The sequence below is a fragment of the Streptomyces sp. HD genome (assembly GCF_028369295.1).
In the GTDB taxonomy this organism is placed as follows: Bacteria; Actinomycetota; Actinomycetes; order Streptomycetales; family Streptomycetaceae; genus Streptomyces.
Genome location: NZ_JAQMYP010000012.1, coordinates 22,343 through 37,458, shown reverse-complemented (window position 1 = coordinate 37,458; position 15,116 = coordinate 22,343). Strand labels below are relative to the sequence as shown.

Here is a 15,116-nt window from a genome sequence, read left to right as displayed (position 1 = left end):
AGTGCTGCACACCGTCCCGCCGTACCGGGCGTGCGCCGTCGCGTATCCCCGCACTTCCATTCAGCACCACAACTGACCGTTCTGGGAACGGATTTGCTTCTTTCACTACCCCACAGTGCCGAGAACCTCCCCTACCTGACCGATTCTGGATCACAATCCGCATATAAGGGATCGAACGTGCGACAGACATGCGAACGGCGCCCGGCCAGGACGGGGATCCTGAACAGACGCCGTGCGCAAGGGACTTGTGGGACCTGCCGACGGTCCTCAGTCGTTCGCGACCACCGGGTAGCGGGGCTCGTTCTCGGCCATCTGGCGAAGCGCGTCCTTGCGCTCCCGCTTCGACAGCCGGTCGATGTAGAGGTAGCCGTAGAGGTGGTCCGTCTCGTGCTGCAAACACCGAGCGAAGTACCCGGTGCCGCGCACCTTGATCGGGTTGCCCTTCTCGTCCTGCCCGGTCACCTCGGCGTAGTCGGGGCGGGCCAGCGGCGCGTAGGCCGTCGGCACGGACAGGCAGCCCTCGTTGCTGTCGTCCAGGCGGCGCTGGTCGGCGGGCAGCTCGACGAGCTTGGGGTTGCAGACGACACCGACGTGCCGTGCGCCCTGGTCGTCCTGGCAGTCGTAGACGAAGACCTTCAGGTCGACGCCGATCTGGTTGGCGGCCAGGCCCACGCCCTCGGCGGTGCGCTGCGAGGCGAACATGTCCGCCACCAGCTGGTCCAGCTCGGCGCCGAACTCGGTGACGTCCTTGCACTCCTTGTGGAGCACCGGGTTCCCCACGACGGTGATCGGCCGCGAGGTGCCGCGCTCATGCCAGGCGTTCTCGCGCTCCTCCGTGTCCTCGGTGTCGACGACGAACCCCTCGTCGTCCACGGGGAGCACGCCCGCGTGCTGCTGCTCGGTGTCCTGCTGGGCCATGACCGACGTATGCCTTCCTGCACAAACCAAAGAGTCAAAGAGTGGGTGTGATGCTGATACAGGGTACGGCGAGCGCGCCCCGTCAGGTGCGCGGGACTGTGTCGATATCCGGCTCCGCCGCAGGGGCGCGACCAGCCACACACAGCCCGCGGCCTGCGGACCGCCGCGCGCCGACGGCGACTAGCAGACTTCTTCCAAATCCCGCCAATCCCGAGAATCCGGACTGTCGGCGACCCACCCGTCCAGCAACCCCCGCACCAGGGCGGCCGGGGCGGCAACGCCACACTCCCGCTCCGGCACCCACAGCTGCCCGTCGGTCCGATGCCCCAGCGGCCCCGGATGCCCCGGCTCACTGTGATCGTGCGGATCCAGATGCTCCCCGTCGCCCTCGTCCGACGGCATCCGTGACTCGGAACACATCCGGCACAGCAGCCGCACGGACGACGACCAGTCCTCCGCGGCGAACCCGGCGTCGGCGGCGAGCTGCTCCAGCGCGTCCCGGTCGGCCTCGGTGGCGGCCTCCAGCAGCACCACCCAGGTCGGCACCGGCGACGGCGCCCACAGCTCGATCTCGTCGAAGACGGGGTAGGCGTGCCCGGCGGACGTGGTCCGCTCACCATGCGGCACCCCGTCGTGCAGCACGACCTCGCCCCAGCGCCGCCCCGAGGACGGCAGCGGAATGGACAGCACCTCGATCCGGGCGGGGTCGAGGCGCCGCCCCCACACCACCTCGGCCTCCCCCTCGGGGGACAGCCGTACGGCCGCGCTGCCCAGGTCCATCCCGACCGGCTCACCGGACGCGGCCGCCCCGCCGGGCACCCGCAGTCCGTACGCCTGCCAGGCCCGCCGGGCCAGCGGCCAGTCCTGCAGAGCGGTGGCCGCGATGCCGACGTTCCACCAGTCGGGCGCCCCGGTCTCCCGGTCCAGCAGCGCCACGGCACGCAGTCCGGCCGCCCGGGCCTGCTCCCAGTCGTGCCGGAACTTGTGCAGCAGCGCGAGGTTGAACCAGGACTCCGACAGCCAGGGCTCCAGATCGGCGGCACGTGTAAGCAGCGCGCCCGCGTCCTCGTACCGGCCGTCGCCGATGAGCGTGAACGCCCGGTCGGTGGCCTGCCGCCAGGAGGCGGAGGGCCGGTGCCGTCCCTTGCCGAAGATCCTCACGATTCCCGCCTGCCAGTTCCGTGGAGTGGGCTGGCTAGTGCTCGCCCCCGGACACACTCTCATTCGCATCCAACCACGTACGGCTGGAAGGGCGCTCATTACCCATGGGTTACCCACCCATAGGCATACCCAGACTGTCTCTGGCCAGCACTCGCGCAAGCGCCCCCACCACCTCCGGCGCATACTCCCCGGCAGTACCCAGCCGCAGCTCCTCCAGCGCCTTCAGCGGCCCTCCGGGACCCGCGTCGCGCGCCTTCTCCTCGTATGCGTTCACGGCCCGCACGATCCGCGCGGCGACGGGCTGCTCGGGGCAGGGGTCGGCGAGGCGCTCCACGACCGTTGCCACCTGCGGATTCACCCCGGTCTGCCGTACGACGGCCCCACCGAGCAGCGCGATCCGCCGCTGTTCCTCGACGGGCAGCACGGCGGTGGCCCCGGCCGGCACCGGGTCGACCAGGCTGAGCTGCCCGATGTCGTGCATGAGGGCCGCGTACTCCAGCACGGTGAGCTCGGCCTCGGACAGGCCCAGGTCCCGCCCGACCTCCCGGCTGAGCGCGGCCACCCGCCGGGCGTGTCCGGCCGGCGTGTACCCGGCGATCTCGGTGGCCCGGGCCAGAGAGGCGATGGTCTGCCGGTAGGTGGCCCGCACCCCGGCGTACCGGCGGAAGGACATCTGGGTGAGCAGCAGCGGGAGCGAGAAGACGGGCAGCGCCCACAGCCCGACCACGGCGACCGCCAGCGCCATCACCGCGCCCGTCGCGCAGACGGCCGACCCGATGCCGAGGGTCGCCCGCATCTCGTCCCGCAGCAGCGGCCCGAACGGCCACCGGGTGCGCGAGCGCGCCAGTGCGGCGGCGAGCAGGGCGTCGCACAGGGCGGTGAGGGTGAGGATCGCCAGCAGGAGAAGGGCGTAGGCGGTGCCCCAGCCGTGGAACGTGCCCTGGTTGTACAGGGGTTGGAAGCAGACGGCGGCGAAACCGACGGTGAGCACCCGCCGGGCGATGTGGTCGAGCACGGGGCGCCCGCGCGCGATGTGCGGCACGCTGCCGAGGAGCGAGGCGGCGAGGACGACGGCGACGACCTGCTGGACGCCGTGATGGGTGGGGTGCCCGCCGTCCTCCCCGAGCAGGGCGTACGACAGTGCCGCGGCGGCGCCCAGCGGTGCGGCCTCCCTGCCCTCCGTGCCCGTCCACCGGGTGAGCTCGCCGACGACGACCAGGACGCCGAAGGCGAGGGCCGTACCGCGTTCGTCGAGGCCGTGCCGCAGGGTGCCGAGGAGGGAGACGGCGGCCAGGAGGGCGGCGGCCGTGTGCACGAGGGCGAGAAGGCGAGGCGGTCCGCCGGCCGTACAGGGGGGACTCAACGGTGCGCTCCCCCGGTTACCCCGGCGACCGGCGGACGGGGAACGGGCGTGCTGGTCTCGTCGGCGGTCACCGCGGGATGCCATCCGTGCCGGCCCACGGCTCGGGCCAGGGCCGTGACCATCCGGGGGTCGAACTGCGCGCCCGCGCATCTCTCCAGCTCGCGCAGGGCGACGGACACGGGACGGGCCCGTGAGTAGGACCGGGTCGACGTCATCGCGTCGAACGCGTCCGCGACCGCCACCACCCGGGCCGGCTCCGGGATCTGGTTCCCCCTCAGCCCGTAGGGGTAGCCGCTCCCGTCCAGCCGCTCATGGTGATGGAGCACGGCCGCCCGGGCCTCGCCGAGGAAGGAGATCCCGCGGACCATCTCGTGGCCGTACTCGGGATGCAGCTCGATCACCCGGCGCTCCTCGGGGGTGAGCGGCCCGTCCTTGCGCAGCAGCCGGGTGGGCACGCCCAGTTTCCCCACGTCGTGCAGGATCCCGGCGAACCGCACCACCTCGACGCGCTCGTCCTCCATGCCCAGCTCACGGGCGATCATCATCGAGGCCTGCCCGACCCGCTCGCTGTGGCCGCGGGTGTAGCCGTCCTTGATGTCGACGGCCTGGACGAGCGCCCGGATGGTCGCCTGATGCGCCGCGCGTTCCCGGTGGTACTGGGCGAACACCCACCACGACACACACATCGGCAGCAGCACGAGCAGCGCGGCGACCGGGCCGTACGGGCTGCGCCACAGCACGGCCATCATCAGCCCGGCCAGTCCGTGTACGGCGATGGGGGCGAGGGAGCGCAGGAACAGCCCCCGCCAGGCGCGCCGGACGGGCACCCGCTCGGCGAGCGCCAGGATGCCGCCGTCCAGCACGGTGAGGACCAGGCAGAACGCGAGCACCGCGGCTCCGGCGGGCGCGAGTTCGTACGGGAAGTCGGAGGCGTCCACGGCGTCGTGCTCGCCGAGCGTCCAGTGCACCCGGGCCGCCGTCCACACGGCGACCGCGAGCTGGGCCGCCCGCCACACCCGCCGCAGCAGACGCGTCCGTCCGCCGACCGGGGCGACCAGCGCCCCCGGCATGGCGACCAGCGCGGCGGCGGCCGGTGGCAGCAGAAAGGCCCCGGCGAGGAGCACGGGATAGAAGGTGCCCGAGAGCCTGCCCCGGGCGGCGATCCGCTCGCCCCCGGCATACAGCGCGGCGAGCAGGGCGACCGCCCACCAGGGGACGGGAGTCGACGCCATCGGGTGCAGGCAGTACAGGGCAGCGAGCACGACACAGCCGACGTAGACATGTGCCGGTGCGGGTGTCGCCTCCATACGCCCCTCCCGGCCACGCGCTTCAAGCACGGAAGCCTAGAGCGGCCAGGGGGAGGTCCGCGGTCTTATGACCGGGGGATTAGCACGTTCGAGTGACGACTGTTCGTTCAGGATTCCTGCGGCGTCGCGGTCACGTCGTGCTCGGGCACGGCCTGGCCGGAACGGATCAGGTCGAGCCGCCCCAGCACCTTGGCGCGCAGGTCGGTCGGCACGTCGTCATGGCCGCAGCACCGCTTGACCAGCTTCTTCACGGCCTGCTCAAGCCCGTACTTCTCCAGGCACGGCGAGCACTCCTCGAAGTGCTGCTCGAACTTGGTGCAGTCGGCGTCGGGCATCTCACGGTCGAGGAACTCGTAGAGATGATCGAGTACCTCACTGCAATCCGTCTCGTGCGGCTCTCCGCAGCTCATGAGCCCGAGCCTTTCGCTTCGTTCGACTCTCCGGCGCCGGCCGGGACCATGCCGCGCTCACGGGCGTAGTCCTCAAGCATGCCGCGCAGTTGACGGCGGCCCCGGTGCAGCCGGGACATCACCGTACCGATGGGTGTCCCCATGATGTCCGCGATCTCCTTGTACGCAAAGCCTTCTACGTCGGCGAGGTAGACAGCGATGCGGAACTCCTCGGGGATCGCCTGGAGCGCTTCCTTCACGTCCGAGTCGGGCAGGTGGTCGAGCGCCTGCGACTCGGCGGAGCGCAGACCGGTCGACATGTGCGACTCGGCGCGCGCGAGCTGCCAGTCCTCGATCTCCTCCGCCGCCGAACGCTGCGGTTCACGCTGCTTCTTGCGGTAGGAGTTGATGAAGGTATTGGTGAGGATCCGGTACAGCCACGCCTTCAGGTTGGTGCCTTCGCGGAACTGGTGGAAGGACGCGTACGCCTTGGCGTAGGTCTCCTGCACCAGGTCCTCGGCGTCGGCCGGGTTGCGCGTCATGCGCAGCGCGGCCGAGTACATCTGGTCGAGGAATTCGAGCGCGTCCCGCTCGAAGCGCGCGCTGCGCTCGGCGGTCGACTCCGTGGACGTGTCCACGCTCGTGCCCAGGCCCTCGGGCTGCTCCGCCTGGCCGTTGTCGGTCCCTGCGTCGGTACCGGGAACCGGACCCACCTCCTCAAGATTGCGGGCAGGGCCGAATCCGGTCCCGCCTGAATCGGAGGATAGACGACCTGCCGTACCGACCGCCCCTCGAATAGGAGCGGTCCTGGCCGCGTGCAGCACCGTCCAGTCCAGGTCGGAACGGCTGCTGCGGGCCGGGCAGAAGGTCGAACCCATGCGGCGGACTTCCTCTCCTACGACGTCGGCGCTGGTGGTTCAGCACCGCTGTCCGCCACAACCAAGGCCGGGTCTGAGACATTCCCGAACCTTTACCCGAGTGACTCGACCCACTTGGCCACCGCGTCCGTGACGATCGCCACGGCCTCGTCCTGATCGAGGGGCGCCCGCTTGGGCACGGCGAACCCGTGATCGCCGTACGGCACCTCGACCAGCTCGTGATCGCCCTCGGGAAACTCCTCGGGCTTGCCGAACGGATCGTTCCCGCCCTGGACGACGAGGGTGGGCACCCCGGCTCCGAGCAGCTCGTCGGCGCGGGACTTCTCGGGCTTGCCGGGCGGGTGCAGGGGGAAGCTGAGGGAGAGCACGGCACGGGCGCCCAGCTCGACGGCCGTACGGCAGGCGACGCGGGCCCCGGCGCTGCGCCCGCCGGAGATCACGGGCAGCCCGGGCGCGGCGAGCGCGGGCCACAGGCCCCGCCAGCCGACGTCCAGCGTCTTCGGCGCGGGCGCCACCTTCTTGCCGGCCACCCGCCAGGGCTGCTCGACGAGGGCGACGGTCACTCCCTGGGCCGGGAGGGTTCTCGCGAGCGCCACGAGGTCCCGCGCCCCGATGCCGCCGCCGGCGCCATGGCTCACCGCCAGGACCAGCCGGGGCTGCTGCGCCCGGTGCCAGGTGATGCGGGCGTCCCCCGCATCCGTACCGATGATCTCAGTCATCACGTCAGACTCGGTCGTCACGTCAGAAGAGTCTGCCCTCTGCGGGCCGATGCCGCCCGCTCCGTTCGGCGTAGGGTGATCGGCTGTGTGACGAGGCCGTCACGTCCCCGGGCGGGAAGGGCGGCCTTTCCTCGCGTCCGGGGGCAGCGTCGACGAGGGGGAAGCAGTGACCAGGAGCACCGTGCTGGAGCACAAGCTCGGGCAGAGTCTCTACGGGATCGCCGTCCAGGACGCCGGCTGGACACCGGCGGCCGTGTGCCGGCGGCTCGGCTGGAGCAGCGACGAGTACGCGGTGGCCATCCAGGTCCTGTCCGGGCTCGGCCTGCTGGTGCGGACCACCGCCACGCCCAGCGGGTGGGCCTGTGTGTCGTCCGAGTCCGCGCTCGACCACCTCCTCGCCGCCGATGCCCGCCGCGTCGCCGAGCTCATCGAGCAGACCGCCCGCACCCGCGAGGCGATGGTGCGGATGCTCACCGACTTCCATCCCATCCACGCCATGCGTCTGTCCGGCACCCAGGCCCAGCTCGTTGAGGGCACGACCAACATCGCGGCCGCCCTGGAGGACGCCGCCCAGCAGGCCCACGACGAGGTGATCTCGCTGCACCCGGGCCGCGGGGTGCCCGAGTACATGGTGGAGGAGGGGCTCGCGCGCGACCGGCGGGCGCTGCGGCGCGGTGTCGTGATGCGTACCGTGCATCTCGCCTCGACGGCCGCGCTGCCCCATATGGCGGCGTATCTACGGGAGTTGCGGAAGGCGGGCGGGCAGGTGCGTACCGCCGTGACGCTGCCGCACCGGCTCATCGTCGTCGACCGGCATCTGGCGATCGTGCCCGCCACCGGCACGGACGGGCAGCAGGCGGCCGTCGTCGTCTACGACCCCTCCCTGGTCGAGGTGTTCCGCAGCCAGTTCGAGCACGCATGGGCGCACGCCGCCGCCTTCGACACCGGGGCGCGCACCGCCGGGGACGAGGCCCCGGAGGGCCGGCCCGACCGGCGGCAGCGGGCGGTCCTGCGGCTACTGGCGGAGGGGCTGACCGACGAGGCGGTCGCTCGGCGCCTCGGTGTCTCCGACCGCACCGTCCGCCGCATGGTCAACGAGCTGACGTCCGTGCTCGGCGCCACCAGCCGGTTCCAGGTCGCCGTCTTCGCCGAGCGGGCCGGCTGGCTCGCGTCCGCCGATCTTGAGCAGGACGTGCGCGAGGACCCCGGCGAGCAGTCCCCAGAACGGTGAGCCGATGCCGGCGACCGTCACTCCGGAGGCGGTCGCGAGGAAGGTGATGACGGAGGCCTCGCGGTGGCGTTCGTCGGCGACCGTACGGGCCAGGCTGCCGGAGAGCGCGCCGAGCAGCGCCACTCCGGCCAGGGTCGCCACGAGCGCCCGCGGCAGTCCGGTGAACAGGGCGACGAGGGTGGAGCCGAAGCAGCCCACGACCAGATAGCCGACGCCGCAGCTCACGCCGGCGATCCACCGCCTGGCCGGGTCTCGGTGCGCCTCGGGGCCGGTGCAGATCGCGGCGGTGATGGCCGCCGGGTTGATCGCGTGCGAGCCGAAGGGGGCGAGCAGGGTCGACACCGCACCGGTCGTACCGCAGATCACGCGCTCACGGGGCTGGTAGCCGTCCGCGCGCAGCACCGCCATGCCCGGCGCGTACTGCCCGGCGAGCGTGGCGACGAGCAGCGGTACGCCGATGCCGATGAGCGCCCCCACCGAGAAGTGCGGGGTCGTGAGGTGCGGCACGGCCAGGCCGGGGCCCTCGATGTCCAGGCCGAGACCGCCGTCGGCCGCGGCGACGGCGAGCCCCACGGCGAGCGCGCACATCACGGCGTAGGTCGGCCACAGCCGCTTGGCGACCAGGTAGCCGATCACCATAGCGCCCGCGAGCAGCGGGGCCGAGCGCAGCGACGTGAAGATCGCCGTGCCGAACGAGAAGAGGATCCCGGCGAGCATCGCCGAGACGATTCCGTCCGGAATCCGGGCGAGGACCCGGGCGAACACCCCCGTGGCGGTCAGCACCGTGGCCGCGACACCCGCGACGAGGAAGGCGCCGACGGCCTCGGCGTAGTCGTGCTGGGCGAGGGCCGTGACCAGGATGGCCGCCCCCGGCGTCGAGAACGCCGTGATGACCGGGGTGCGGCTCCACCAGCTGAGCCCCACGCAGGTCAGGCCCGCGCCGATGGATATCGCCCACACCCACGACGAACTCTGCGCCGGGCTCAGACCGGCCGCGTCGGCGGCGGCCAGGACCAGGGCGAGCGGTCCCGCGTAGGAGACCGCCATCGCCACCACGCCGGCATTGACCGCGGACAAGGACACGGACCGCATCGATCGCACCGATCATCCCCATATGAAGGAGAACAAGGAAACTTCAGACATGGCGGACACCTCCCCCGAAGACATTGCCGCGCCACCCCACATGCTGCCGCACCGCACGCAGGCGACGACATGCCGGGGCGCGTCCGCATCAGGCCGCGTCCCCTACCGGACAGGTGCCAGGTGTGACCGGTGCGGGTCATGGACGTTTCCGGACGATCAACTCCCCTGGTCACAGCACTTGTTGGGGCCGAATGATCTTCGGCATGACGACTACTGCGGAACCCCGTGCGGACCTCGCCGCCCTCACCCTCGACCCGGCCGACACCAAGCGCCTGGAGGGGCTGGTCCAGGTCGCGGCGCGGCTGACGGGGCCCTTGGAAGAGAGCCTGCAGACCGAGGCCTTCGCCGTGCTCGCCGAGAGGCTGCCGGCCCGGCTGCGCGAGGGCATCGAGTCCTTCCGTGACACCCCGCCGGACCACGGCCTGCTCGTGGTGCGCGGACTGCCCGTCGGCGACATCCCGACGACCCCGTCGGCGTACGGCTCCAACGTCCTCGGCGAGACGCACCCCTCCAGCCTGCTCGTCGCCCTGGTGGCCCACCCGCTGGGCGGGCTGATCGGCTACGAGGACGAGAAGTCCGGGGCGCTCGTGCATGACGTGTACCCGGTCCCCACCGACGCGGCGAAGCCCCTGAACTCCGGCTCCACGCTCTTCGACTTCCACACCGAGAACGTCCACCATCCGGTACGGCCCTCGCACCTGGGCCTGCTGTGCCTGCGCCCCGACCACGACCGGCGGGCCGCCACCATGGTCGCCTCGGTCCGCGAGGCCGAGCCGCTGCTCACGGCCGCCGACCGGGAGCTGCTGCGCACCGACCGCTACCGCAGCCGCTTCCCCCTCTCCTTCACCCGAGGGCTCGCCGAGGAGGAGCGACCGGTGACCGAGCCGCACCCGGTGCTCATGGACGGCCCGGCCGACGCCCCCGGCACCCGGGTGCGGTTCAACATGCACAACACCTTCGGTACGGACCCCGAGGCGCAGGCGGCCCTGGAGCGCCTCAACCGTGCCATGCACACGGTGCACCGCGCGGTGCGCGCCGACCGGGGTGAACTGCTCCTGGTCGACAACCGGATCGTGGTGCACGGCCGCAGTGACTTCACTCCGCGCTACGACGGCCAGGACCGCTGGCTGCGCCGGTTCTACCCGTACCCCGGCGAGCTGCGGGCCGAGGTCCTGGTGCGGGCCGGGGGCCGCGTGCTCAGCAAGGACAGCTACGCCCGTGCATGACCTGACCCTCACCTCGGCGGTGCTGCTCTGCGTCGCCGCCGCGCTCGCGGGCTGGGTGGACGCGGTGGTCGGCGGTGGCGGGCTCCTCCAGGTGCCCGCCCTGCTCATCGCCTTCCCGCATCTGGCCCCGGCGTACGCCCTCGGCACCAACAAGGCCGTCGGCGTCGTCGGCACCTCGGCGGCCGCGGTGACGTACGCCCGCAGAGCCCGCGTCGACGTGCGGCTCGCGGCCCGGCTCGGCTCGGTCGCGGCGCTGGCGGCGGTGGGCGGGGCGTTCTTCGCGGCCGGGGTGAACAGCGAGGTGCTGCGCCCCGTGATCATGGTGCTGCTGGTCTCCGTCGCCGCCTTCGTCGTCCTGAAGCCGCAGTTCGGACAGCGGCCCGGCGGCGCCGTGACCCGGCAGCGGGTGCTGACCGCGGTCGTGGTCGTCGGCGCGGGCATCGGCTTCTACGACGGGCTGCTCGGCCCCGGCACCGGGACGTTCCTGGTGATCGGCCTGGTCGCGGTCCTGTCCATGGACATGGTCACGGCCTCGGCTACGGCGAAGGTCGTCAACGTCGGGACGAACCTGGGCGCGCTCGCGATGTTCGCGTACCAGGGAACGGTGCTGTGGGCGCTCGCGCCCTTCCTGGCGCTGTTCAACCTCGCGGGCGCCTCGGTGGGCGCCCGTATGGCACTCAAGCGCGGCAGCGGATTCGTGCGGGCGGTGCTGCTCGTCGTCGTGACCGTGCTGGTCGGCAAGCTGGCACTCGACCAATGGGGAACGTGAGATGACCATCGGAATCCTGGGCGGAATGGGCCCGCTGGCCACGGTCGACTTCTACCGGAAGGTCATCGACGCGACCCCGGCCGGCGTCGACCAGGACCATCTGCCGGTCGTGGTCTGGGCCGACCCGACGGTCCCGGACCGCTCGGCGGCGCTGACCGGGCGCGGCCCCGACCCGACGCCCTGGCTCGTGCGCGGTGCGCACCGGCTGGAGGCGATGGGGGCGCGGGTCATCGCGACCCCGTGCAACACCGCGCACGCCTTCCTCGACGGGGTACGGAGCAGCGTGCGCGTCCCGATGCTGGACATGATCGCGGAGACGGTCGCCGAGATCCGCCGCCACCACCAGGGAGTCGCGTCCGTCGGGCTCCTGGCCACGACCGGCACGGTGCGTGCCGAGCTCTATCAGCGCGCCCTGGCGGCGGCGGGCCTGCGGGTGGTGGTGCCCGGCGAGCTCTCCCAGGGCGAGGCCGTTACGGGCGCCATCCGCCGGGTGAAAGCGGGCGACCTCGGCCCGGCCACGGTCTGCCTGATCGAGCGCGCCGCCGAGGAACTGGCGGCCCGAGGGGCGGGCCTGCTGGTGGCGGGCTGCACCGAGCTGCCCCTGCTGCTCGGTGACCTGAGCGCCGGCCTCCCGGTGGTGGACCCCACGGCAGCGCTGGCCCGGGCGACGGTACGGGAGGCCCTGACGGCCCTGACTCCGGCCGGCGCCGCCTGAGCGGCCCCGGTCCCGGCGGTCCGCGTGGGTGCGGTCCGCGTGCGCTCGGCGTGGCATGGTGTCCTCCCACCGCCGCGCCGGGCGCGCATTCGCGTCCGTACCGACGGTCTCGGTCGCACGTCGGACGTGGATGTCGCGTCGGACGCGGTCGTCACGTCGCACGCGGTCGTCACGTCGCACGCGGATGTCACGTCGCACGCGGATGTCACGTCGGACACGGATGTCACGTCGGACACGGTCGTCACGTCGGACGCGGGTGTCACGTCGGACGCGGGTGTCAGGTCAGAAAAGGGTGCCCTCTTCCGGCCCGTCCAGCTCCTTCAGCAGCTCGGGGCCGTTGTTGCGGACGTTGCTGACCAGCGTGGAGACCGGGTAGGCGCGCATCAGGCCGGGCGGCGGCGGGTCGAGGAGGGTGCGCAGGTCCTCGGAGTCCGTGCGGCTCGGGTCGAGCCAGGCGTCCCAGCGGTCCGGGGTCAGCATCAGCGGCATCCGGGGGTGGATCTCGGCGAGCGTGTGCGGGCCCTCCTCGGGCGCCACGGCGAGCGGGGTCGTCTCCGCCTCGGTCGTGATCACGGAGCAGGTCACCCACCAGGCCTGGGGATGGTCGTCGGGCAGCGTCCGGTCCCGCCAGAACTCGTACAGCCCCGCCATCGCGAACACCGACCCGTCGGCGGGCAGCACGAAGTACGGCTGCTTGCGCGGCCGCTTCTTCTTCCCCTCGACCTCCAGGTCCCGCTCCTGCGTACCGGTGACCCACTCGTAGTAGCCGTCGGCGGGGATGATGCAGCGCCGGGAGGAGAACGCCCGCCGGTACGACGGCTTCTCGTGCACCGTCTCCGCGCGCGCGTTGATCATCTTGAAGGCGCTCTCGGGGGTCTTGGACCAGCTGGGCACCAGCCCCCATTTCAGCTTGCGCAGCTGTCGAACCGGCCGCGGCTCGGCCACGTCTTTCAAGGGACGGTCGAGGACGACGTGGACCTCCTTGGTCGGAGCCACGTTGTAGTCCGCCTCAAGGGTCTCCTCGGGCTCCCACTTCTCGATCTCAAAGATTCCTGCGAGATCCTCGGGCCCACGACTGGCTGCATACCGTCCGCACATACGTGCAACACTGCCAGATTCCAGACGACCACAGGGAGCCATCACCGCACATGGACAGGACCGCATCCGCCTCCCTCGCCTCCCTCTGGGACGAGGTCTCCGGTACTCAGCCCGACCCCGATGTGTGGGTCGTGATCGTCACCCTGGTCGTGGCGCTCGTCGTGATCGTCCCGCACGGCCTGTGGCGCATCTCGCGCAACGCCATCACCATCGCCCACGAGGGCGGCCACGGTCTGGTCGCGCTACTGACCGGCCGGACGCTGACCGGCATACGCCTGCACTCCGACACCAGCGGCCTCACCGTCAGCCGTGGCAAGCCGCACGGCATCGGCATGATCCTCACCGCGGCCGCCGGCTACACGGCTCCCCCGCTCCTGGGCCTCGGCGGCGCCGCCCTGCTGGCCGCCGGCCGCATCACCCTGCTCCTGTGGCTGGCGACGGCCCTGCTGGTGGCGATGCTGGTGATGATCCGCAACGCGTACGGCGCCCTGACCGTGTTCGTCGCAGGCGGCACGTTCGTCCTGGTGAGCTGGCTGACGGGGCCACAGGTGCAGGCGGCGTTCGCGTACGTGGTGGTGTGGTTCCTGCTGCTGGGCGGGGTCAGGCCGGCGTTCGAGCTGCAGGCGAAGAGGGCGCGGGGAGGAGCCGGCGACTCGGACGCGGACCAGCTGTCGCGGTTGACGCACGTACCGGCGGGGTTGTGGTTCTTCCTGTTCCACGCGGTGTCGCTGTGCTCGCTGATAGGCGGGGGAAGGTGGCTTTTGGACCTATGACGCGCCCCGAAGGGGCGCAGGTCATAGGGGCGCGGGGAACTGCGCGACCAGCCCCAACGGCGCCGCACCCGAACGACCGCCTGCTTATAAAGTGGGGGCCATGGCCCCGAACGACGCACCCACCGCCCTCTGGCCCGCCCCGCACGCGAGCGGAGCCGTCGACGCGACGGTCCACGTGCCCGGGTCCAAGTCGGTCACCAACCGAGCCCTCGTCCTCGCCGCCCTCGCGAGCGAACCAGGCTGGCTGCGCCGCCCGCTGCGCTCCCGCGACACCCTGCTGATGGCCGGCGCCCTGCGCGCGATGGGCGTCGGCATCGAGGAGGGCGTGGGCCCCGAGGGCACCGGCGAGGCATGGCGCGTGCTCCCCGCGGGGCTGCGCGGCCCGGCCACGGTCGACGTCGGCAACGCCGGCACGGTGATGCGCTTCCTGCCGCCGGTCGCCGCGCTGGCCGACGGCCCCATCCGCTTCGACGGCGACCCGAGGTCGTACGAGCGCCCCCTGAACGGCGTGATCGACGCCCTGCGCGTCCTCGGCGCCCGGATCGACGACGACAGCCGGGGCGCGCTGCCGCTGACGGTGCACGGCGGGGGTGCGCTGGAGGGCGGCCCGGTGGAGATCGACGCCTCGTCGTCGTCCCAGTTCGTGTCGGCGCTGCTGCTGTCCGGCCCGCGTTTCAACCAGGGCGTGGAGGTCCGCCACATCGGCTCCGCCCTGCCGTCCATGCCGCACATCCGCATGACCGTGGACATGCTGCGCTCGGTCGGTGCCCAGGTGGACACCCCGGAGTCGGGCGGCGAGCCGAACGTCTGGCGGGTCACGCCGGGCGCCCTGCTCGGCCGCGATCTGACGATCGAGCCGGACCTGTCCAACGCCCAGCCGTTCCTGGCGGCGGCGCTGGTGACCGGCGGCAAGGTCCTCGTCCCGGACTGGCCGTCCCGGACCACCCAGCCCGGTGACCGGCTGCGGGAGATCTTCACCGAGATGGGCGGTTCCTGCGAACTCACCGAGTACGGGCTCGTGTTCACCGGTTCGGGTGCCATCCACGGCATCGACGTGGACCTGAGCGAGGTCGGCGAACTCACCCCGGGCATCGCGGCGGTCGCCGCCCTCGCGGACTCCCCGTCCACGCTCCGCGGGGTCGCGCACCTGCGCCTGCACGAGACGGACCGCCTGGCCGCCCTCACCAAGGAGATCAACGAGCTCGGCGGCGACGTCACCGAGACCGCCGACGGCCTGCACATCCGCCCGCGTCGACTGCACGGCGGTGTCTTCCACACCTACGAGGACCACCGCATGGCGACGGCCGGCGCGATCATCGGCCTCGCGGTCGAGGGCGTCCGGATCGAGAACGTGGCGACGACGGCGAAGACCCTGCCGGACTTCACCGAGCTGTGGACCGGGATGCTCGGGGCGTAGGGGACACCG

Annotated in this window: 14 protein-coding genes and 1 pseudogene; 6 read left to right on the top strand and 9 right to left on the bottom strand. The window is 72.0% G+C overall.

Going from position 1 to position 15,116, the window contains the following annotated elements:
* Positions 1-267: 267 nt before the first annotated feature.
* From def to POF73_RS14125, 7 genes are all read right to left on the bottom strand, one after another.
* Positions 268-918, bottom strand: a complete 651-nt coding sequence (gene def / locus POF73_RS14155) for a peptide deformylase (RefSeq protein WP_272115071.1) — start codon at positions 916-918, stop codon at positions 268-270.
* 180 nt (positions 919-1,098) lie between these two features.
* Complete coding sequence (locus tag POF73_RS14150; RefSeq protein WP_272115070.1) at positions 1,099-2,079, bottom strand: tetratricopeptide repeat protein; 981 nt, start codon at positions 2,077-2,079, stop codon at positions 1,099-1,101.
* Positions 2,080-2,188: 109 nt separating this feature from the next.
* Positions 2,189-3,526: an HD-GYP domain-containing protein gene (locus POF73_RS14145; RefSeq protein ID WP_272115069.1), complete on the bottom strand. Its 1,338-nt coding sequence runs from the start codon at positions 3,524-3,526 to the stop codon at positions 2,189-2,191.
* Positions 3,439-4,749, bottom strand: a complete 1,311-nt coding sequence (locus tag POF73_RS14140) for an HD-GYP domain-containing protein (RefSeq protein WP_272115068.1) — start codon at positions 4,747-4,749, stop codon at positions 3,439-3,441. The genes POF73_RS14145 and POF73_RS14140 overlap by 88 nt, the downstream gene beginning before the upstream one ends.
* 107 nt (positions 4,750-4,856) lie before the next feature.
* The gene (rsrA, locus tag POF73_RS14135) at positions 4,857-5,159 is read right to left on the bottom strand and encodes a mycothiol system anti-sigma-R factor (protein WP_093906706.1); all 303 of its coding nucleotides are present in this window, start codon (positions 5,157-5,159) and stop codon (positions 4,857-4,859) included.
* Entirely contained in the window at positions 5,156-5,851 is a 696-nt protein-coding gene (gene sigR / locus POF73_RS14130) for an RNA polymerase sigma factor SigR (RefSeq protein ID WP_272115220.1), read from the bottom strand. Before sigR ends, rsrA begins: the two co-directional genes overlap by 4 nt.
* 257 nt (positions 5,852-6,108) lie before the next feature.
* Positions 6,109-6,735 carry an alpha/beta hydrolase family protein gene (locus POF73_RS14125; RefSeq protein ID WP_272115219.1) on the bottom strand — a complete coding sequence of 209 codons (627 nt, stop codon included), beginning with the start codon at positions 6,733-6,735 and terminating at the stop codon, positions 6,109-6,111.
* Positions 6,736-6,901: 166 nt separating this feature from the next.
* Here POF73_RS14125 and POF73_RS46225 point away from each other — a divergent pair, with 166 nt between their 5' ends.
* Positions 6,902-7,966, top strand: a complete 1,065-nt coding sequence (locus POF73_RS46225; protein WP_443049513.1) for a helix-turn-helix domain-containing protein — start codon at positions 6,902-6,904, stop codon at positions 7,964-7,966.
* A 12-nt stretch (positions 7,967-7,978) separates the two neighbouring features.
* Here the strand turns inward: POF73_RS46225 and POF73_RS14115 are convergent.
* Positions 7,979-9,013 (bottom strand): annotated as a pseudogene (locus tag POF73_RS14115) (benzoate/H(+) symporter BenE family transporter); the annotation flags it as partial.
* Between the two features lie 299 nt (positions 9,014-9,312).
* Between POF73_RS14115 and POF73_RS14110 the strand changes: the two are divergent.
* The 3 genes from POF73_RS14110 to POF73_RS14100 are packed head-to-tail and all read left to right on the top strand — an operon-like array spanning position 9,313 to position 11,819.
* Positions 9,313-10,335, top strand: a complete 1,023-nt coding sequence (locus tag POF73_RS14110; RefSeq protein ID WP_272115065.1) for a TauD/TfdA family dioxygenase — start codon at positions 9,313-9,315, stop codon at positions 10,333-10,335.
* A complete protein-coding gene (locus tag POF73_RS14105) occupies positions 10,328-11,104 on the top strand; it encodes a sulfite exporter TauE/SafE family protein (protein WP_272115063.1) in 777 nt (258 codons plus the stop codon). The genes POF73_RS14110 and POF73_RS14105 overlap by 8 nt, the downstream gene beginning before the upstream one ends.
* A gap of 1 nt (position 11,105) precedes the next feature.
* Positions 11,106-11,819: an aspartate/glutamate racemase family protein gene (locus POF73_RS14100; protein WP_272115061.1), complete on the top strand. Its 714-nt coding sequence runs from the start codon at positions 11,106-11,108 to the stop codon at positions 11,817-11,819.
* A gap of 282 nt (positions 11,820-12,101) precedes the next feature.
* Here POF73_RS14100 and POF73_RS14095 read toward each other — a convergent pair whose 3' ends face one another.
* Positions 12,102-12,917, bottom strand: a complete 816-nt coding sequence (locus POF73_RS14095; protein ID WP_272115060.1) for an SOS response-associated peptidase — start codon at positions 12,915-12,917, stop codon at positions 12,102-12,104.
* A gap of 50 nt (positions 12,918-12,967) precedes the next feature.
* On the opposite strand from POF73_RS14095, the gene POF73_RS14090 reads away from it, so the two are divergent.
* Both POF73_RS14090 and aroA read left to right on the top strand, forming a co-directional pair.
* Positions 12,968-13,690 (top strand): M50 family metallopeptidase, encoded by a 723-nt coding sequence (locus POF73_RS14090; protein ID WP_272115059.1) that lies wholly within the window; start codon positions 12,968-12,970, stop codon positions 13,688-13,690.
* 100 nt (positions 13,691-13,790) lie between these two features.
* Entirely contained in the window at positions 13,791-15,107 is a 1,317-nt protein-coding gene (gene aroA / locus POF73_RS14085; RefSeq protein WP_272115058.1) for a 3-phosphoshikimate 1-carboxyvinyltransferase, read from the top strand.
* Positions 15,108-15,116 lie beyond the last annotated feature (9 nt).